Raw genomic sequence first — 18,690 nt, forward strand, 5'->3', positions numbered from 1 at the left:
GCGCTCCTCAGCTCTGCGATACTTTTTGCGGAACATAGATATTGGCCACCACTTCGCCCTGCGGACGCACCGGCTGAAGGCGAGCGGGCGCTTCCTCCTGCGCCAGATCGAGGTGCGGGAACAGGAGTTCGCCGACGCGGTAGGCCTCTTCCAGATGCGGATAGCCGGAGAGAATAAAGGTGTCGATGCCCAGATCGGCATATTCCTGCATGCGCGCCGCGACCGTCGGGCCATCGCCCACCAGCGCGGTGCCGGCGCCGCCGCGCACCAGGCCGATGCCGGCCCACAAGTTCGGGCTGATCTCCAGGTTATCCTTTTTGCCGCCGTGCAGCGCCGCCATGCGCCGTTGGCCGACGGAGTCGAAGCGCGCAAAGGCCTGCTGCGCGTTGGCGATGGTTTCCTCATCGAGGTGGGCGATCAGCCGGTCAGCGGCGCGCCAGGCTTCTTCGGTGGTTTCCCGCACGATGACGTGCAGCCGGATGCCGAAACGCACCTGGCGGCCTTTCGCCGCCGCTTTAGCGCGCACCTCTTCGATCTTCGCCTTAACCTGCGCCGGCGGCTCTCCCCAGGTGAGATACATTTCTACCTGCTCGGCGGCCAGATCCTGCGCGGCGGCGGAGGATCCGCCGAAATAGAGCGGCGGGCGTGGCTGTTGCACCGGCGGGAACAGCAGTTTGGCGCCTTTCACCTGAATATGCTTGCCGTGGAAATCGACGGTTTCCCCTTCCAGCACCCGGCGCCAGATGTGGGTGAACTCGGTTGAGGCTTCGTAGCGTTCTTCATGGCTAAGGTGCAGCCCCTCGGCCGCCAGCTCTTCCGGATCGCCGCCGGTGACCAGATTGAACAGGGCGCGCCCGTTGGACAGGCGATCCAGCGTCGCCGCCTGGCGCGCCGCCAGCGTAGGGGAGATGATGCCCGGCCGCAGCGCGACCAAAAATTTCAGCCGTTGGGTGACCGGGATCAGCGAGGCGGCCACCAGCCAGGAGTCTTCGCAGGAGCGGCCGGTGGGGATCAGCACGCCGCCGAATCCCAGCCGATCCGCCGCCTGGGCGATCTGCTGCAAGTAACCGTGATCGACGCTGCGAGCACCCTGTGCGCTGCCAAGATAGTGGCCGTCGCCGTGGGTGGGTAAAAACCAGAAAACGTGCAGGCTCATCGTCAATGCTCTCCCGTATTTATTGCGCGCTTGGGCGCCAGATGCGTTGCGAGATGTCGACCTTCACCGGCACCAGCCGGTTGGCGTAAAACAGGTCGGCGGTTTGCTGCTGTGCGGCGATGGTATGCGCATCGAGCGGTGTGATGGCGGTCGGCGGGCGGTGATCCAGATAGCTGGCGATCACCGGTTCCGGCAGCCCCATGGCGTTGGCCAGCAAGGTCACGCTTTGCGCCCGGTCGCTGCGGGTGAGCGCATCGGCCTGGGTCAGCACCGTCAGGACCTGGCTGATAAAGGCGCCGTTGGCTTCGACATAAGGGCGCGCCGCCAGATAGAAGGAGCCGGTCTGGTTCAGATCGGTGCCGTCGCCGAGCACCCGCACGCCGCCCTGCAGCAGCGCGGCGGAATAATAAGGATCCCAGATCGCCCAGGCATCGACGTTGCCCTGTTGGAATGCGGCGCGCGCATCGGCGGGCGTCAGATAGGCGGGCTGGATATCCGTAAATTTCAGTCCGGCTTTTTGCAGCGATCGCAGCAGCAGGTTATGTGAGCTGGATCCTTTCTGGAACGCGACCTTATGGCCTTTCAGATCGGCGACGGTTTTGATCGGGCTGTTTTCCGGTACCAGGATCACTTCCGCCTTCGGTTTGGGCGGCTCAACGCCGACATACAGCAGATCGGCCCCGGCGGCCTGCGCGAAGATCGGCGGAATATCGCCGGTGCTGCCCAGATCGATGCTGCCGACGTTCAAGGCCTCCAGCATTTGCGGGCCGGCGGGAAACTCGATCCAACTGATGCGGGTGGCGGGGAAACGTTCCTCCAGCAGCCGGTGGCTCTTCGCCAGCACCAGACTGACCGATCCTTTTTGGTAGCCGATGCGGAACTGCGCCGGATCCTGAGCGACGGCGGCGTTGGCCCAAACCAGCGACAGCAGGCCGGTGAAGGCGGCGGCGCTCAGCCAACGCCGCAAAGCGATGCGTTGTTTCATTCAGGCTCTCCTTTTCCAGGCGTTTCAGGCGGTTTGACGCGCCGCCAGTGGCGAGGCGACGCGCAGCGCCGGCGGTTTGCGGCGGCCAAGCGCCAGATAGAAACTGGCCAGTGCCTCTTCCAGCCGGGCGGCCACGGCGTCGGTGAGCGTGGCGCCTTCGTCGGTCAGCTGGATCTGGCTGTCGTCGGCGAACACGCCGTGCAGCACCTCTTGCGCTTTCAGCGCCGCCAGTACCGGTTTCAACGCATAGTCCACCGCCAGCATGTGGCCGATCGAACCACCGGTCGCCAGCGGCAACACCACCTTATGATCCAGAGCGCGTTCCGGCAGCAGATCCAGCAGGGTTTTCAGAGCGCCGGAGAACGACGCTTTATAAACCGGCGTGGAAATCAGCAGGCCGTCGGCCTGCGCCAGCTGTTCGGCAAACGCCTTGATCGCCGGACTGTTGAAGTTGGCGTACAGCAGATCTTCGGCGTCAAAGTCGTGCAGGGTATAGGCCGTCACTTCCACCCCTTGCTGCCGCAGCCAGTTCTGACTCAGCGAGAGCAGCGCGGCGGAACGTGATGGGATGCGTGGGCTACCGGCCAGTGATATAACGCGCATTGCCACTCCTTATAACTAAAAGTTAGGTTTAATTAGAAAATCAATGGGAAGTGTTTTAAACCTACCAGCAACCGGGCGCGTTTTTTAAATCTCATTTTTTGATTTGGATATGCGCAAAAGCGGATTAGCGCCGATTTGGCGGTGAAGAGAGAAAACGATTGCGTAAAAACGGCTTTTTTTGCCTTTAATCAATTCCAATTAGGCGGGGGATACCGGATAATACGCCCCCGGTTTGCAACCGGGAAATCAGGAGAGTCCATGTACTACCCCCTCATCAGGAAAGCGTTGTTTCAGCTCGATCCGGAGCGCGCGCACGAAGTGACCTTTCGTCAGCTCAGCCGTATTACCGGCACCCCATTAGCGTTTCTTGTCCGTCAGTCCGTGCCGACCAAACCGGTCAACTGCATGGGGCTATCGTTTAAAAACCCGCTGGGATTGGCCGCCGGTCTGGATAAAAACGGCGAATGTATCGATGCGTTCGGCGCGATGGGCTTCGGCCATGTGGAAGTCGGCACCGTGACGCCGCGTCCGCAACCGGGCAACGACAAGCCGCGCTTGTTCCGCGTGGTTGAGGCGGAAGGCCTGATTAACCGCATGGGGTTCAATAACCATGGCGTGGACAATCTGGTTGAAAACGTTAAGAAATCCCATTTCGGCGGCATTCTTGGGATCAATATTGGCAAGAATAAAGACACGCCGGTCGAGCAGGGCAAAGACGATTATTTGATCTGCATGGATAAAGTTTATCCGTATGCCGGATATATCGCGATTAACATCTCTTCACCGAATACGCCGGGGTTACGATCCTTACAGTATGGCGAAGCGCTGGACGATCTTTTGGCTGCGATTAAAAATAAGCAGCAGGAATTACATGCGCGTCATCACAAATATGTGCCGGTGGCGGTAAAGATCGCGCCGGATCTTTCAGAAGAAGAATTGATCCAAATTGCCGATAGCCTGGTGCGGCATAATATCGATGGCGTGATCGCCACCAATACCACGTTGGATCGAAAATTGATCCAGGGGTTGAATTACTGCGAACAAGCGGGCGGGTTAAGCGGGCGTCCGTTGCAATCGCGCAGCACCGAAGTGATCCGTCGTCTCTCCACCGAACTGCAGGGGCGCCTGCCGATTATCGGCGTAGGCGGCATCGATTCGCTGACGGCGGCGCGCGAAAAAATGGAGGCCGGCGCGAGCCTGCTGCAAATTTATTCCGGATTTATCTATCACGGCCCGCGTTTGATTAAAGATATCGTTACCCATATCTAATATTTTTCCTCTCATTTTATTCCGGGGGTTTATTTCTGCCCCCGGCTCGTCTATATTTTGTTCGTTAGCTTAAATATCGTTCGCGGAATTATCCGATGTTTAAGCGATTTCATCGGTGATAAAATCGCCTTTTAGGGTGAGTGCGGCGTTGGCATAGGCAGCGAGAAGGATACGAAATGAAGATAAAACCTGACGATAATTGGCGTTGGTATTTTGATGCCGAACACGATCGGCTAATGCTGGATTTAGCTAATGGTATGATCTTTCGTTCACGTTTCCCGGCCAAAATGTTAACGCCGGACGCCTTTGATGAATGTGCTTTTTGCGTGGATGACGCCGCCCTTTATTTCACCTATGAAGAACAGTGCAAGCAGGTCAAGCTTAGCCATGAACAGCGCGCCGAGCTGGTGCTGAATGCGCTGGTCGCCTATCGCTTCCTGAAACCGCTGATGCCAAAGAGCTGGCATTTCTCGCAGCAGCATTACCCGCTGCAGCCGAAAAACGGCGAGCTGGCGGCGGTGAAAGTGATGGAGAGCGGCGCGGAAGCGCGCTTGCTGGTGGTCGAGGCCGGGGATAACGCCAGCCTGTGCCTGCTGGCGCAAAATCAGCTGACGGTCGCCGGCCGTACCATGGTCTTGGGCGACGCCATCAAGGTGATGCACGATCGGCTGAAGCCCTGCGCACAGGATGAAAGCGCCGCCCCGGCTTACGACAGGGCGGTATAAGGCGGTTTACGCCAGGGTCAAATCACTTTTCGGGATGCAGCTGCAGCACAGGATGGTGCCGTTGTCGCCCAGCGCGCTTTTCTTCAGGGGCGCGACTTCACCGTTCAGCAACATAATGCGGCAACTGCCGCAAATCCCGGCGCGGCAGGAGTAAGGTACGCGGATGCCTTGCTGTTCCAACTGTTCGAGCAAGATCTGCTGGTTGTTGCCGGTAAACACCTTTCCTTCATATTCGATCGTGACGCTGTGCGCGCTGTCTTGCGGCGCCTGCACGCTCTCCACCACTTTGCCTGCGCCATAAGGGCGCGGCGGCTTGGTCGACAGCACTTCCACCGTATCGCCCACGCGGATGATGCCGCTGTTGCGGGCGATCATATTCTGGCCGAAATCGATATCGCCGTTGTCGGCGGAGCGGAATTTTTGCAGCGTGCTGAGCGGCTCGCCGCTCGGGTGCTTGCGGCCGCGCTCGGTGCTGACGGTGGTGAGCACGCAGCGGCTGCAGGGTTTCACCAGATCGAACATCACGTCGCCGACGCGGATCACCTGCCAGCCGTCCTCGGCCCAGGCGGTGGCGCCGCTCACCACCAGATTGGGGCGGAACTGCTCCAGCTTGATGCTGCCGGGGCAACGCTGCTGCAGATCGTTAAACGAAGCCTGGTTAATCAGCAGATAAGGATAGCCGTCGGCAAACGTCAGTGGGATTTCGGGGTGCTTCTTCACCCGGCGGGTCAGCTCCGGCCCCAGCCAGCGCAGCTGCACGTCGCGCTGGAAATAGCCGCTCAGCCAGCGGTTGATCTCATCTGGCGCGATCAGCGCGGTGAAATGGTTGCCCCACACCTCGGTCGGCTGCGGCGCGGCGGCGAAGTCGCTGAAGCGAATGGCGGCGCTTTCGCCGTCCGGCGCGGTCAGGAATAGCCCGTCCGGCAACAGCGCCGGCGTGAACAACACCATCTGCGGGTATTGGCGCGCGGTAATAAAGGTGCCGTCCGGCTCGGTGATCATAAAGTTGCGGTCGAAGGCCAGACCGCTGCTGCCGACCTGGGCGTAGGAAAGCTGCAGGCCGCGCAGTGATTTAACCGGATGGACGTAGAGTCTGGAAAGCGTGATCACCCTTATCTCCGTGCGATGATTAAATAGAAGGGAGCAACTTTATGACAAGCGGTGCGGATTAGCTATAATGCGCAACAATTTTCTTTTTGGTGATAAGTACGATATGAACTCTCTGTTTGCCAGCACGGCGCGTGGATTGGAAGAACTGTTAAAAAGCGAGCTGGAAGCGCTTGGCGCTCACGACTGCAAAGTGGTGCAGGGCGGGGTACATTTTCAGGGTGACGATCGTCTTCTGTACCAAAGCCTGCTGTGGAGCCGCCTGGCTTCGCGCATTCTGTTGCCGCTGAACGAATTCCGCGTGCACAGCGATCTGGATCTGTACCTCGGGGTGCAGGCGATCGACTGGCCGAGCATTTTTGGCGTGGATAAAACCTTTGCCGTGCATTTCAGCGGCGTGAACGAAGAGATCCGCAACAGCCAGTATGGCGCGCTGAAGGTGAAAGACGCCATCGTCGACAGCTTTACCCGTAAACTCGACCAACGCCCGACGGTCGCCAAGCAGCAGCCGGACATTCGCGTTAACGTCTTCCTGCAACGTGATATGGCTAGCGTGGCGCTCGATCTGAGCGGCGAAGGCCTGCACCAGCGCGGCTACCGCGATCTCACCGGCCAGGCGCCGCTGAAGGAAAACCTGGCGGCCGCCATCGTGTTGCGTTCCGGCTGGCAGCCGGGCACGCCGATGCTTGATCCGATGTGCGGCTCCGGCACGCTGTTGATCGAAGCGGCGATGATCGCCGCCGATCGCGCGCCGGGTCTGCACCGTCAACACTGGGGCTTCAGCGCCTGGAATGGCCACAACGCCGACCTGTGGCGTGAAGTCACCACCGAAGCGCAGGTGCGCGCGCGTCGCGGCCTGCAGGAAACCGCCTCTCGCTTCTTCGGCTCCGATATCGATCGCCGGGTGATTGAGATGGCGCGCGGCAACGCCCGCCGCGCCGGCGTCGCCGAGCTGATCACCTTCAACGTCGGCGACGTCGCGCGCTTGACCAACCCGCTGCCGGAAGGCCCGCACGGCACGGTGATCAGCAACCCGCCTTACGGCGAGCGTCTGGAAAGCGAACCGGCGCTGATCGCGCTGCACAACATGCTGGGGCGCGTGATGAAAAACGCCTTCGGCGGCTGGCAGCTTTCGCTGTTCAGTGCCTCGCCGGAGCTGTTGAGCTGCCTGCAGCTGCGCGCCGAGCGCCAGTTCAAGGCGAAGAACGGCCCGCTGGAGTGCGTGCAGAAAAACTATCAGCTGGCGGCAAGCCCGGCCGGTAGCGCCACCGGCGGCGTGCAGGTGGCGGAAGATTTCGCCAACCGTCTGCGCAAGAATTTGAAGAAGCTCGACAAGTGGGCGAAGCAACAAGGCATTGAATGCTACCGCCTGTACGACGCCGATCTGCCAGAATACAACGTCGCGGTGGACCGTTACGGCAGCAAGGTGGTGGTGCAGGAGTATGCGCCGCCGAAAACCGTCGATGCGCAGAAGGCGCGTCAGCGCCTGTTCGATGTGATCAACGCGACGCTGGCGGTGCTGGAATTGCCGTCGAATCAGCTGATCCTGAAAACCCGCGAGCGCCAGAAGGGCAAAAATCAGTACGAGAAACTGGCGCAGAAGGGCGAGTTCCTGCTGGTGGAAGAGTATAACGCCAAGCTGTGGGTCAACCTGACCGACTATCTCGATACCGGCCTGTTCCTCGATCACCGCATCGCGCGCCGTATGCTGGGCGAGATGAGCAATGGCAAGGACTTCCTCAACCTGTTCGCCTATACCGGCACCGCCAGCGTGCACGCCGGGCTGGGCGGCGCGCGCAGCACCACCACGGTGGACATGTCGCGCACCTACCTGGAATGGGCGGAGAAGAACCTGCGCGCCAACGGCCTGACCGGCCGTCAGCATCGGCTGATCCAGGCCGATTGCCTGTCTTGGCTGAGCAACGCCAATGAACAGTTCGACGTGATCTTCATCGATCCGCCGACGTTCTCCAACTCCAAGCGGATGGAGAACACCTTTGACGTGCAGCGCGATCATCTGGCGCTGATGAAAGATTTGAAACGGTTGCTGCGCCGCAACGGGACCATCATGTTCTCGAACAACAAGCGCGGTTTCCAAATGGATATGGCAGGGCTGAGCGCGTTGGGTCTGGAGGCGAAAGAGATCACCGCCAAGACGCTGTCGCAGGATTTTGCCCGTAACCGTCAGATCCACAACTGCTGGCTGGTGACTCACGCCGGCGAAGGAAAATAATTACTATGTCGTTAATCAGCATGTCCGGCGCCTGGCTCTCTTTCAGCGATGCGCCACTGTTAGACAACACCGAAATTCATATTGAAGACAACGAGCGCGTGTGTCTGGTCGGGCGCAACGGCGCCGGCAAATCCACGCTGCTGAAGATCCTCGGCAAAGAGATCCCGCTGGACGACGGCCGGGTGATCTACGAACAGGATCTGATCGTGGCGCGTCTGCAACAGGATCCGCCGCGCAATATCGGCGGCAGCGTGTTCGACTTTGTGGCGGAAGGCGTCGCGGAGCAGGCGGAACACCTGAAGGCCTATCACGCGATCTCTCACCTGGTGGAAAGCGACCCGAGCGAGAAAAACCTGGCGCGGATGGCGCAAATCATGGAGATCCTCGATCACCAGGGGCTGTGGCAGCTCGACAGCCGCATCAGCGAAGTGCTGCTGCAGCTGGGGCTGAACGGCGACGCCGAACTTTCCTCGCTGTCCGGCGGCTGGCTGCGCAAAGCGGCGCTGGGCCGCGCGCTGGTGAGCTCGCCGCGCGTGTTGTTGCTCGACGAACCGACCAACCACCTGGATATCGAAACCATCGACTGGCTGGAAGGTTTCCTGAAAGAGTTCGACGGCAGCATCGTCTTCATTTCGCACGACCGTTCGTTTATCCGCAACATGGCGACGCGCATCGTCGATCTGGATCGCGGCAAGCTGGTTTCCTGGCCGGGCAACTACGATCTCTATCTGCAGAGCAAAGAAGAAACGCTGCGGGTGGAAGAGCTGCAAAACGCCGAGTTCGACCGCAAGCTGGCGCAGGAAGAGGTCTGGATCCGTCAGGGCATCAAGGCGCGCCGCACCCGCAATGAAGGCCGCGTGCGCGCGCTGAAGGCGCTGCGCGTCGAGCGCTCGCAGCGCCGCGAAGTGATGGGCACCGCCAAGATGCAGGTGGAAGAGGCGACCCGCTCCGGCAAAATCGTGTTCGAGCTGGAAGACGTCAATTATCAGGTTGGCGAAAAGGTGCTGGTGCGCGGTTTCTCCGCCCAGGTGCAGCGCGGCGACAAGATTGCGCTGGTGGGGCCGAACGGCTGCGGCAAAACCACGCTGCTGAAACTGATGCTCGGTCAGCTGAAAGCCGACAGCGGCCGCGTGCACTGCGGCACCAAGCTGGAAGTGGCCTATTTCGACCAGCACCGCGCCGATCTCGATCCTGAGCGCACGGTGATGGACAACCTGGCGGAAGGCAAGCAGGAAGTGATGGTCAACGGCCGTCCTCGCCACGTATTGGGCTATCTGCAGGACTTCCTGTTCCACCCGAAACGCGCGATGACGCCGGTGAAGGCGCTGTCGGGCGGTGAGCGTAACCGCCTGCTGTTGGCTAAGCTGTTTCTGAAACCGAGCAATCTGCTGATCCTCGATGAACCAACCAACGATCTCGACGTCGAAACGCTGGAGCTGCTGGAAGAGCTGATTGACGGCTATCAGGGCACTGTGCTGCTGGTCAGCCATGATCGTCAGTTCGTTGACAACTCGGTGACCGAGTGCTGGATCTTCGAAGGCAACGGCGTGATCAATGCCTTCGTCGGCGGTTACTACGATGCGCATCATCAGCGCGCGACGGCGAAACCGATTCGTCAGGCGGCGCCGAGCGCGAGCAAACCGGCGGCGGAGAAAAAGGCCGAACAGCCGAAGAAAACGGCGGCCAAGCTGAGTTATAACCTGCTGCGTGAGCTGGAACAGTTGCCGCAGCGGCTCGAAAAGCTGGAAGCGGAAATCGAAGCGCTGCAGGCGCAGATGAGCGACGCCGACTTCTTCACGCGGCCGCATAGCGAAACGCAAGAAGTGCTGACGGCGCTGGCTGATGCCGAGCAAGCGCTGGAACAGGCTTTCGCCCGTTGGGAAGAGCTGGAAGCGATGAAAAACGGCTGACCGTTGCGATGCCGCCCGCGCGCTGCTGCGGGCGGCATCGACGTGCCGGTGAGCGACGTTATTTAGGAGGAATATGGTGTGTTCCCACAACAATCATCAGCAGCATAGTCATTCCGCACCCTCGGCGGCGCAGCAGGATAACCTGATGCTGTGTCCGCAGTGCGACATGCTGGTGGCGCTGCCGCCGCTGGCCTATGGCAGCAAAGCGGTATGCCCGCGCTGCAAAACCACGCTCAGCGCCCGCTGGGACGAGCCGCGCAAGCGGCCGATCGGTTACGCGCTCAGCGCCTTGTTCATGCTGGTGCTGGCCAACATTTTCCCGTTTATCAACATGCGCGTCGCCGGCCTCGGCAACGAAATCCGGCTGATCCAAATCCCGGAAGTGATGGTGGCAGAAGACTACGCCAGCATGGCCACCTTGTTTATGGTGTTCGTGCAGCTGATCCCGGCGTTTTGCATGGTGGCGATTATCCTGCTGTGCGCCAGAGTGCGCTTGCCGCTGGGGCTCAAAGAGTGGATGGCTCGGGTGCTGTTCCAGTTCAAGACCTGGTGCATGGTGGAAATTTTCCTCGCCGGGGTGCTGGTCAGCTTCGTCAAGCTGATGGCCTACGGCGATATCGGCATCGGCAGTAGCTTCGTGCCTTACTGCCTGTTCTGCCTGCTGCAGGTGCGCGCCTTCCAGTGCGTTGATCGGCGCTGGCTGTGGCAGGATATCGAACCGGCGCCGCGACTGCATCGCCCGCTGACGGTGGGGCGCACCGGCATGCGCCAGGGCGTGCGCTCTTGCGCGTGCTGCACGGCGATCCTGCCGGCCGATCAGGTGCGCTGTCCGCGCTGTCACACCAAGGGCTACGTGCGGCGTCGTCACAGCTTGCAGTGGACGCTGGCGCTGCTGGTGACCTCTGTCATGCTGTATATTCCGGCCAACCTGATGCCGATCATGGTGACCGAGGCGCTGGGCAACAAGATGAACTCCACCATCATGGCGGGGGTGATCCTGCTGTGGGGGGACGGCTCTTATCCGGTGGCGATGGTGATTTTCATCGCCAGTATCATGGTGCCGTCGCTGAAAATGTTGGCGATCGGCTGGCTGTGCTGGGATGCGAACGGCAGGAAGAAACCGCGCGCCGACAGCGAGCGTATGCATCTGATTTATGAAGTGGTTGAATTCGTTGGCCGTTGGTCAATGATCGACGTGTTTGTGATCGCCGTGCTGTCGGCGCTGGTGCGAATGGGGCAGTTGATGAGCATTTATCCCGCGACGGGCGCCGTGCTGTTCGCGCTGGTGGTAATCCTCACCATGTTCGCCGCCATGACATTTGATCCCCGGCTGACCTGGGATCGCGCAAGTGAAACAATCAACAAGGAGCCGCAAGGTGACGGAAAATAATCATAGCGTCGCAGACGTTGAGAAGATCAAACGCTGGTCGCCGGTGTGGATCATTCCCATCGTGACCGCGCTGATCGGCGCCTGGATCCTGTTTTACCACTTCAGCCATCAGGGGCCGGTGGTGACGCTGGTGACCTCGACGGCGGAAGGGCTGGAAGCGGGTAAAACCAAAATCAAAAGCCGCAGCGTTGACGTCGGCGTGGTGGAAACCGTCACGTTGAGCGATGACCTGAGCAAGGTGATGGTGCAGGCTCGCCTCAATTCCGGCATGGAAAAATTGCTGCGCCAGGATTCCGCTTTCTGGGTGGTGAAGCCGCAGATCGGCCGTGAAGGCGTCTCCGGGCTGGGCACGCTGCTCTCCGGCGCCTATATCGAACTGCAGCCGGGCAACAAAGGCAAAGACGGCAAAGACAACTATCAGCTGCTCGATGCGCCGCCGCTGGCTTCCCCGGATGCCAAAGGGTTGCGCATCGTGCTGGACAGCGAGAAATCAGGCCAGCTCAACGCCGGCGATCCGGTGCTGTTCCGCGGTTATCGCGTCGGGTCGGTGGAAACCAGCTACTTCGATCCTAAAGAGCGCGCTATGCGCTATCAGCTGTTCATCACCGCGCCTTACGATCAGTTGGTCACCACCAACGTGCGCTTCTGGAAAGACAGCGGCGTGGCGTTTGACATGTCGGCGCAGGGCATGCGGGTGGAGATGGGCTCGTTGACCACGCTGTTCAGCGGCGGGGTCAGTTTTGACGTGCCGGACGGTTGGGATCGCGGCGATCAGGCGAAAGAGAAGGCGGAATATCAGCTGTTCGACAACCAGCGCAGCACGCAGGATTCGCTGTATACCGTGCATAAGGATTACCTGCTGTTCTTCTCCGACTCGGTACGCGGCCTGCAGCCGGGCGCGCCGGTCGAGTTCCGCGGCATCCGTCTGGGTACGGTGGCGCAGGTGCCGTTCTATAAAGACGGCATGGCGCAGCGTCTGGATAACGATTACCGCATTCCGGTGCTGATCCGCATCGAGCCGGATCGCTTCCAGAAACAGCTGGGCGGCAACTTCGATATTGAAGGGCACCTGAAAGATGCGGAGTCTCGCGGCATGCGCGCCTCGATGAAGTCCGCCAACCTGCTGACCGGTTCTCTGTACATCGATCTCGACTTCTATCCGCAGGAAAAACCGTGGAAAGGGCCGCGCGAGCTGTTCGGTTATCCGCTGATGCCGACCACCAGCGGCGGTCTGGCGCAGATCCAGCAGAAATTGATGCAGACGTTGGATAAGATTAATTCGATGCCGATCAATCCGATGATCAACGAAGCGACCAAGACGCTGGCGGAAAGTCAGAAAACCATGAAGTCGACGCAGCAGACCATGAAGTCGCTGAACGACATCATCGCCAGCAAAGAGATGCAGGCGCTGCCGCAGGACATGCAGAAAACGCTGCTGGAGCTGAACCGCAGCATGAAAGGGCTCCAGCCTGGTTCACCGGCTTACAACAAGATGGTGGGCGACATGCAGCGCCTCGATCAGGTATTGCGTGAGCTGCAACCGGTGCTGCGCACCCTGAATGAGAAGAGCAACGCGCTGGTGTTTGAAGCCGCCGGCAGCACTGACCCTCAGCCTAAGAAGGCCACGAAATGATGAAATGGATCCCGGTAGCCCTGGCGCTGTTGCTCAGCGCCTGCAGCAGTTCGCCACAGAAGACTTACTATCAGTTGCCGGCGCTGGGTGCGCCTGCTGCGGCCAGCAGCAGCGGCGCTTCCACGCGCCAGCTGTGGCTGGAACACGTGAGCGTGGCGGATTATCTGGCGCAGAGCGGCGTGGTGTATCAGACCAACGACGTACAGTATGTGATAGCCCAGAACAACCTGTGGGCCAGCCCGCTCGACCAGCAGCTGCAGCAAACGTTGGTCACCAACCTGAGCAGCGCGCTGCCGGGTTGGGTGGTCTCTTCGCAGCCGATGAGCAGCGATCAGGATGTGCTGAACGTGACCATCAGCGGCTTCCACGGCCGTTTTGACGGCAAGGCGATCATTCGCGGCGAGTGGGTGCTGAATCGTCAGGGGCGCTTGATCAAACGGCCTTTCAGCCTGGAATTGAAACAGGGTGAAGACGGCTATGATGCCCTGGTGCGCACTCTGGCGCAGGGGTGGCAGCAGGAAGCCCAGGTTATCGCAGCACAGATGGGCGGCATTTAGTCATAATTTGGTCTAAAATCGTCTAATCCCTGTCGGCGTGAAAATCCGTTTTTTCTCGCTGACAGGGATTTCTATTTCATTTCAAACAGTTAACCCCTTTCCCAGCAGATCAGCCACTTAGCACTTTCCTCGGGCGTAGCTCACAAATATGACATTGGCGTGAATTTTGCGCATTGATCTTCTCTTCTTTTAGCGCTATTGATTACTCGTGGCTGCGCAAAAAGCAGCCATTGTTTTCTTTCCACCAGACCAAAATGAGGGAAACGAGGCATGAAGAGACAGAAACGCGATCGTCTGGAAAGGGCGCATTCGAGAGGGTATCAGGCAGGTATTTTAGGGCGTTCCAGGGAACATTGTCCCTACCAATCATCGGTGGACGCCCGGTCTCAATGGCTGGGAGGTTGGCGAGAAGCCATGGAAGACAGGGCTGTGACCGCTTAAGCGGCTCCCTGTCAAATAAAAGGAATAACCTCCGCCCTTGGCGGAGGTTTTTGTTTGTGCCGTTTACTCGTCCTGCCAGCGTTTCAGTAGAATACTCGCATTCACGCCGCCAAAGCCGAAGCCGTTTGATAAGGCGTAGGTCATATTCATCGATTCAGCCCGTTTCGCGACCAGGTGTAAACCTGCCGCCGCCGGATCGGGATTGTCCAGATTCAGCGTCGCGGGGGCGATCTGATCGCGCAGCGCCAAGGCGGTAAAGATGGTTTCCAGCCCCCCGGCGGCGCCGAGCAGGTGCCCGGTGGCGGATTTTGTCGAGGTTACCGCGATGCTCCCTGTCGTGCCAAACAGGTGTTTGATGGCATTGATTTCGCCTAGATCGCCCACAGGCGTTGAGGTCGCGTGTGCGTTTAAATGCTGGACCTCTTCTGGGGCGACGTTCGCCTGCTTCAACGCGATTTTCATCGCCCGATAAGCACCGTTGCCGTCTTCGGCACCGGAGGTCATGTGGTAGGCGTCGGCGCTGGTGCCATAACCGACGATTTCCGCGAGCGGTGTGGCACCGCGCGCCCGCGCGTGTTCCAGCGTTTCAATCACCAGCATGCCGGCACCTTCCCCCATGACAAATCCGTCCCGTGCACTGTCGAAAGGCCGGGAAGCCTGCCTTGCCAACTCGGCCGGTGCGGTGGACATAGCGCGCGCGGCGGCGAATCCGCCCAGGCTGACGGTGTCGATAGCGGCTTCGGTACCGCCGCACAGCGCGATATCGGCCTCATCATTGCGGATCAGACGCACAGCGTCGCCAATGGCTTGCACGCCGGCCGCACAGGCGGTGACCGGTGCGCCAATCGGGCCTTTGAAGTGATGCTTGATGGAAACATGGCCGGCCGCCAGATTGACCAGGAAAGAGGGGATGGTGAAGGGCGACAGGCGCTTGGCGCCGCGGTTGTCGGTGGTGCGTACCGCCTGGGCAATCGCCGGGAAGCCGCCAATGCCCGAGGCGATGACGGTGGCGGTGCGCTCTTGTTTTTCCTCCGTATCGGCTATCCAGCCGGCCTGACGAACGGCTTCATCCGCCGCCGCCATGGCAAACAGGATAAAGCGATCCATTTTCTTTTGGTCCTTGGGGGCGACGGCAGCGTCGGGGTTGAAGCCCGCTTCAGCATCCTGCGCCAGCGCCGGAACCTGACCTCCGACCTTGATCGGTAAATCTGCAACGATCTCGTCAGGCAAAGCCCGAATGCCGGACTCTCCTTTTAACAAACGTTGCCAGATGGTCTCCACGCCGCACCCTAACGGTGAAACGGCGCCCATGCCGGTAATAACGATACGACGATTGCTCATGACGACTCCTTGGTAAGTTCGGATAAATCGGCGAGGCGCCGTTGCCGCATCAGTGCGGCGCGTTGATGTATGCCTTCATTTGCCGCAGGCCCTGGTGCCAACGTAATAAACTGCGGCGGCACCTGCTGTTGGGTATCGACATTGACCAATTGGACCTGGATCGGCCGATCGGTGCGGCCGTCGACTAACAAGGCGCTAATGTCACCGTCGATCAAATGGCGATTGCCCCATTCTGAGAGAGCTGCCAGCACGGGGAGAAAATCGTTGCCGCGTTCGGTGAGCAGATACTGATAGCGAACCGGCCGCGTTTGATAACGTTGCTTATGCAGAATGCCGTGGGCTACCAAATCCTTCAGTCGCCGGGCCAGGAGAGTTGGTGACATCCCCAGACTTTGTTGGAATTCGTCGAATTTGGATAACCCCTGAAAGGCATCACGCAGGATCAGGATGCTCCACCATTCTCCGACACGATCTAATGAACGTGCGACGGGGCAAGGTGCATCGCTAAAGCGGGTTTTTTGCATATCGGCCCTTAGTTGGTACATTTATTGTAGTTACTTGGATGGCTATACTAGGTGATTTTAAGGGGCAAGAAAATAACCGGATGCAAAAAACGCTATCGTGTCGATAGCTGGCTGTGGGAGGGGGGCGCTCAAATTGGCCTGTGGCTTTGACCGTTTCGGGTAGGAAAAGGGTAGAGACGGGAGGGATAAATCGGTTCGGTAGCGGGCGATTAAAGGAGGTAGGTAGTCTTTAAACGATAAGAGAAAGAAATGCCATCACGCTGGGCGTGATGGCATGCGAAGAGCATTAGCACAGAAGACAATGGCCGCCCTCTCGTCTGCGTGATTAGAACGCTGTGGTATCCTTGAACAGACCCACTTTCAGATCGGTGGCGGTATAGATCACTTCGCCGTCAACCAGCACTTCGCCATCGGCGACGCCCATGATCAGCTTACGGGTGATGACGCGTTTGAAGTTAATACGGTAGGTCACTTTTTTCGCGGTTGGCAGCACCTGGCCGGTAAACTTGACTTCACCAACGCCCAGCGCGCGGCCTTTGCCTTCGCCACCCAGCCAACCGAGGTAGAAACCGACCAACTGCCACATCGCATCCAGGCCCAGACAGCCAGGCATGACCGGGTCGCCGATAAAGTGGCAACCGAAGAACCATAGGTCCGGATTAATATCCAGCTCCGCTTCCACATAACCTTTGTTGTGAGTCCCGCCGTCTTCGGTCATCTTGACCACGCGGTCCATCATCAACATGTTACCTGCCGGCAACGGTGGGCCACCGGCGCCGAACAGCTCGCCACGGCCGGATGCTTCGAGGTCTTCTTTCGTATAGGAATCGCGTTTATCTACCATGTTCTCAGTAAGCCTTATTTTAATGAAGGACGCAGGTTAGCTAACACGTGTACGCTGAACAAGTCCGATCAGCCGTGGTTGAACCAGTTGAGCCAGCGCAGCGGCCACGGACGACGGCGTTCCTGCAGGCTCACCTGCGCAATCCGTTCCTGAATGGCCGCCAACAAATTCGGCTGTTGTTCGTCAGAGTAGAGGCAACCTGTGAGCAAAGGCAAGGCTTCCGCCGCGCTCTCTACCGCCCACAGATGGAACTGCCCCTCGCGCACCGCGTCGACGATATCTTGACGCAGACACAGATGGCGCACGTTGGTCACGGGCAATACGACACCCTGCTTGCCCGTCAGGCCGCGGCGTACGCAAACCTCGAAGAAACCTTCGATCTTTTCGTTAACGCCACCTATCGGCTGTACGTTGCCGAATTGGTCGACGGAGCCGGTGACGGCGATCTGCTGGGTGATCGGTTGCTGTGACAGGGCGCTGACCAATGCGCATAGCTCAGCCAGCGAGGCGCTGTCACCGTCCACTTCACCATAAGATTGTTCAAAGACGATGGAAGCGGAGAAGGGCAGCTGCTGATCAAGATCCAGTTCGGCGATCAGAAACGCCTGCATGATCATCATGCCTTTAGCGTGCAGGTTGCCGCCCAGTTCGGCTTTGCGCTCGACGTCGGTGAACTCGCCGTCGCCGAGATGCACAACGCAACTGATCCGTGACGGTTCGCCAAAGCTGCGTGGATGACCGGGATAATCCAGGACTGACAGACCGTTGATCTGTCCGACCACTTCACCCTCGGTCTCAATCAGGATCTGACCCAACTCAATCTCATCCTGCATACGCTCGGCCAGATAGCTTTCGCGCCATTCTCGGGCATTTAACGCCGCCTCGAACGCTTTGGCCGTAATGCGATCTTCTTCGGCATACAGTGCGGCTTCGGATAGCTGCTGGCCAAGCCAAACCGGCGAGAGTGGCAGAATGCCCTGATCGCCACTGTAACGCACCGCCTGGACGATCAGCGGCGGCCAGGCGTCGTTCGCCAGCATCGGCAATTGCTGGTCGGCAATCACGCCGTTGACGTAACCGCACCACTGCGCCATATCATCAACTTCAGTCAGCTGCAGATCGTCTTCGAATTCACCGTAGATCGCTTGTTCACTCAGTTCCGGCTCGATATCGTGAAAATCGGCCAGGCCGTGACGGTCGCCGACTACAATCAGCCGCAGATCCAGCGGCATCGGTGGAATGGCTACCGGCAGCGGGCGGGTTTCGTCAGGCGAAACCCAGTGGAACTGGCGCTGGCCGATCATTTGCTTCAGCCGCAGCCACAGCAACGGCTGAGCAAGCAGCGCTCGCGCCGACAGAATCAGAATGCCGCCGTTGGCCTGGTGCACCAGACCCGGCTGCAGGGTAATGTCGCCATTGTGGATCCGTACGCAGCCAAACAGCTGTTCCGGTTCAATCCACTCCTGGAACAGACAAGCGCCGCCGGCGGCAAAAGGTTCATCGCCACGGCTGGCTGGCTCGACGCTGACCTTGCCATCCTGAATGACATAATGGCTGCCGCGGCATGCCGTATTTTTCGGCAGCAGTGGTTTGACGGCGTGAGCGATCAGTTCCAGATACTCTCGCGTTTCTTGCGCTTTCAACAGCATGAAACGCGGTGGCGATTGGGGGTGGCAAAATAGCGTCAGGGCATTTTCCAGCCGAGGCTGAATGGCGGAAAAGGGCACGGGTGCCAACTGAGCGGCGGTATCAAATATCGCCTGATAAGGCGTTACGTCCGGCAATAAAGATTGCCATTCAAGTCGGTTATTGGTCAAAGTGTTAGATGCAATCGTTAAAAAGGGAAAGGGCGATTATACAAGAATAACGGCGGCTTGATACATGTGGAGTGCCAGTTGGCATCAGGGAGTTTGACATCGCGCGGTGACTGTGCAAAAAACAGTCTAAAAGACGGTTTAATTGCCGGGGAAAT

At 59.2% G+C, this 18,690-nt stretch carries 16 protein-coding genes; 8 read left to right on the forward strand and 8 right to left on the reverse strand.

Annotated elements, in window-relative coordinates:
- Positions 1 to 7 precede the first annotated feature (7 nt).
- The 3 genes from ssuD to ssuE are packed head-to-tail and all read right to left on the reverse strand — an operon-like array spanning position 8 to position 2,744.
- A complete protein-coding gene (gene ssuD / locus ACJ8QF_RS04355) occupies positions 8 to 1,156 on the reverse strand; it encodes an FMNH2-dependent alkanesulfonate monooxygenase (protein WP_275095679.1) in 1,149 nt (382 codons plus the stop codon).
- Positions 1,157 to 1,175: 19 nt separating this feature from the next.
- Positions 1,176 to 2,141, reverse strand: a complete 966-nt coding sequence (locus ACJ8QF_RS04360; RefSeq protein WP_015377347.1) for a sulfonate ABC transporter substrate-binding protein — start codon at positions 2,139 to 2,141, stop codon at positions 1,176 to 1,178.
- 24 nt (positions 2,142 to 2,165) lie between these two features.
- On the reverse strand, positions 2,166 to 2,744 hold the full coding sequence (ssuE, locus tag ACJ8QF_RS04365) for an NADPH-dependent FMN reductase (protein WP_004928176.1): 579 nt from the start codon (positions 2,742 to 2,744) through the stop codon (positions 2,166 to 2,168).
- Between the two features lie 258 nt (positions 2,745 to 3,002).
- On the opposite strand from ssuE, the gene pyrD reads away from it, so the two are divergent.
- Both pyrD and ACJ8QF_RS04375 read left to right on the forward strand, forming a co-directional pair.
- Entirely contained in the window at positions 3,003 to 4,013 is a 1,011-nt protein-coding gene (pyrD, locus tag ACJ8QF_RS04370) for a quinone-dependent dihydroorotate dehydrogenase (protein WP_015377348.1), read from the forward strand.
- A gap of 176 nt (positions 4,014 to 4,189) precedes the next feature.
- Positions 4,190 to 4,738, forward strand: a complete 549-nt coding sequence (locus ACJ8QF_RS04375) for a cell division protein ZapC (protein ID WP_004928171.1) — start codon at positions 4,190 to 4,192, stop codon at positions 4,736 to 4,738.
- Positions 4,739 to 4,744: 6 nt separating this feature from the next.
- On the opposite strand, the gene ACJ8QF_RS04380 is transcribed toward ACJ8QF_RS04375, so the two are convergent.
- Positions 4,745 to 5,848 (reverse strand): YcbX family protein, encoded by a 1,104-nt coding sequence (locus tag ACJ8QF_RS04380; RefSeq protein ID WP_275095680.1) that lies wholly within the window; start codon positions 5,846 to 5,848, stop codon positions 4,745 to 4,747.
- A gap of 103 nt (positions 5,849 to 5,951) precedes the next feature.
- Between ACJ8QF_RS04380 and rlmKL the strand changes: the two genes are divergently transcribed.
- From rlmKL to rmf, 6 genes are all read left to right on the forward strand, one after another.
- Positions 5,952 to 8,078 carry a bifunctional 23S rRNA (guanine(2069)-N(7))-methyltransferase RlmK/23S rRNA (guanine(2445)-N(2))-methyltransferase RlmL gene (gene rlmKL / locus ACJ8QF_RS04385; protein ID WP_275095681.1) on the forward strand — a complete coding sequence of 709 codons (2,127 nt, stop codon included), beginning with the start codon at positions 5,952 to 5,954 and terminating at the stop codon, positions 8,076 to 8,078.
- Positions 8,079 to 8,083: 5 nt separating this feature from the next.
- Positions 8,084 to 9,988, forward strand: coding sequence for an ABC transporter ATP-binding protein (locus ACJ8QF_RS04390; RefSeq protein WP_442537298.1), 1,905 nt, complete (start codon positions 8,084 to 8,086; stop codon positions 9,986 to 9,988).
- Positions 9,989 to 10,061: 73 nt separating this feature from the next.
- On the forward strand, positions 10,062 to 11,378 hold the full coding sequence (pqiA, locus tag ACJ8QF_RS04395) for a membrane integrity-associated transporter subunit PqiA (protein WP_015377352.1): 1,317 nt from the start codon (positions 10,062 to 10,064) through the stop codon (positions 11,376 to 11,378).
- Positions 11,365 to 13,011: an intermembrane transport protein PqiB gene (gene pqiB / locus ACJ8QF_RS04400; protein ID WP_049187516.1), complete on the forward strand. Its 1,647-nt coding sequence runs from the start codon at positions 11,365 to 11,367 to the stop codon at positions 13,009 to 13,011. The genes pqiA and pqiB overlap by 14 nt, the downstream gene beginning before the upstream one ends.
- On the forward strand, positions 13,008 to 13,568 hold the full coding sequence (gene pqiC, locus ACJ8QF_RS04405; protein WP_049208045.1) for a membrane integrity-associated transporter subunit PqiC: 561 nt from the start codon (positions 13,008 to 13,010) through the stop codon (positions 13,566 to 13,568). Before pqiB ends, pqiC begins: the two co-directional genes overlap by 4 nt.
- A 270-nt stretch (positions 13,569 to 13,838) precedes the next feature.
- Positions 13,839 to 14,009, forward strand: coding sequence for a ribosome modulation factor (gene rmf, locus ACJ8QF_RS04410; protein WP_004928150.1), 171 nt, complete (start codon positions 13,839 to 13,841; stop codon positions 14,007 to 14,009).
- 63 nt (positions 14,010 to 14,072) lie between these two features.
- Here the strand turns inward: rmf and fabF are convergent, their stop codons facing one another.
- The 4 genes from fabF to ACJ8QF_RS04430 form a co-directional block, all read right to left on the reverse strand.
- Complete coding sequence (fabF, locus tag ACJ8QF_RS04415) at positions 14,073 to 15,350, reverse strand: beta-ketoacyl-ACP synthase II (protein WP_004928148.1); 1,278 nt, start codon at positions 15,348 to 15,350, stop codon at positions 14,073 to 14,075.
- Positions 15,347 to 15,874 (reverse strand): winged helix-turn-helix transcriptional regulator, encoded by a 528-nt coding sequence (locus ACJ8QF_RS04420; protein WP_033645457.1) that lies wholly within the window; start codon positions 15,872 to 15,874, stop codon positions 15,347 to 15,349. The genes fabF and ACJ8QF_RS04420 overlap by 4 nt, the downstream gene beginning before the upstream one ends.
- A 325-nt stretch (positions 15,875 to 16,199) precedes the next feature.
- Entirely contained in the window at positions 16,200 to 16,718 is a 519-nt protein-coding gene (fabA, locus tag ACJ8QF_RS04425; RefSeq protein ID WP_004928144.1) for a bifunctional 3-hydroxydecanoyl-ACP dehydratase/trans-2-decenoyl-ACP isomerase, read from the reverse strand.
- A 68-nt stretch (positions 16,719 to 16,786) separates the two neighbouring features.
- On the reverse strand, positions 16,787 to 18,535 hold the full coding sequence (locus ACJ8QF_RS04430) for an AAA family ATPase (RefSeq protein ID WP_033633428.1): 1,749 nt from the start codon (positions 18,533 to 18,535) through the stop codon (positions 16,787 to 16,789).
- Positions 18,536 to 18,690: the final 155 nt, after the last annotated feature.

Source organism: Serratia sp. CY81684 (assembly GCF_052166595.1).
Classification (GTDB): domain Bacteria; phylum Pseudomonadota; class Gammaproteobacteria; order Enterobacterales; family Enterobacteriaceae; genus Serratia; species Serratia nematodiphila.

Bases quoted from the DNA above. Each gene is read 5' to 3' on its own strand.
- rlmKL (WP_275095681.1), top strand. From the start codon at position 5,952: ATGAACTCTCTGTTTGCCAGCACGGCGCGTGGATTGGAAGAACTGTTA.
- ACJ8QF_RS04360 (WP_015377347.1), bottom strand. From the start codon at position 2,141: ATGAAACAACGCATCGCTTTGCGGCGTTGGCTGAGCGCCGCCGCCTTC.
- ACJ8QF_RS04390 (WP_442537298.1), top strand. From the start codon at position 8,084: ATGTCGTTAATCAGCATGTCCGGCGCCTGGCTCTCTTTCAGCGATGCG.
- ACJ8QF_RS04420 (WP_033645457.1), bottom strand. From the start codon at position 15,874: ATGCAAAAAACCCGCTTTAGCGATGCACCTTGCCCCGTCGCACGTTCA.
- ACJ8QF_RS04375 (WP_004928171.1), top strand. From the start codon at position 4,190: ATGAAGATAAAACCTGACGATAATTGGCGTTGGTATTTTGATGCCGAA.
- pqiC (WP_049208045.1), top strand. From the start codon at position 13,008: ATGATGAAATGGATCCCGGTAGCCCTGGCGCTGTTGCTCAGCGCCTGC.
- ssuE (WP_004928176.1), bottom strand. From the start codon at position 2,744: ATGCGCGTTATATCACTGGCCGGTAGCCCACGCATCCCATCACGTTCC.
- pqiA (WP_015377352.1), top strand. From the start codon at position 10,062: ATGGTGTGTTCCCACAACAATCATCAGCAGCATAGTCATTCCGCACCC.
- pyrD (WP_015377348.1), top strand. From the start codon at position 3,003: ATGTACTACCCCCTCATCAGGAAAGCGTTGTTTCAGCTCGATCCGGAG.
- ssuD (WP_275095679.1), bottom strand. From the start codon at position 1,156: ATGAGCCTGCACGTTTTCTGGTTTTTACCCACCCACGGCGACGGCCAC.
- fabA (WP_004928144.1), bottom strand. From the start codon at position 16,718: ATGGTAGATAAACGCGATTCCTATACGAAAGAAGACCTCGAAGCATCC.
- rmf (WP_004928150.1), top strand. From the start codon at position 13,839: ATGAAGAGACAGAAACGCGATCGTCTGGAAAGGGCGCATTCGAGAGGG.
- fabF (WP_004928148.1), bottom strand. From the start codon at position 15,350: ATGAGCAATCGTCGTATCGTTATTACCGGCATGGGCGCCGTTTCACCG.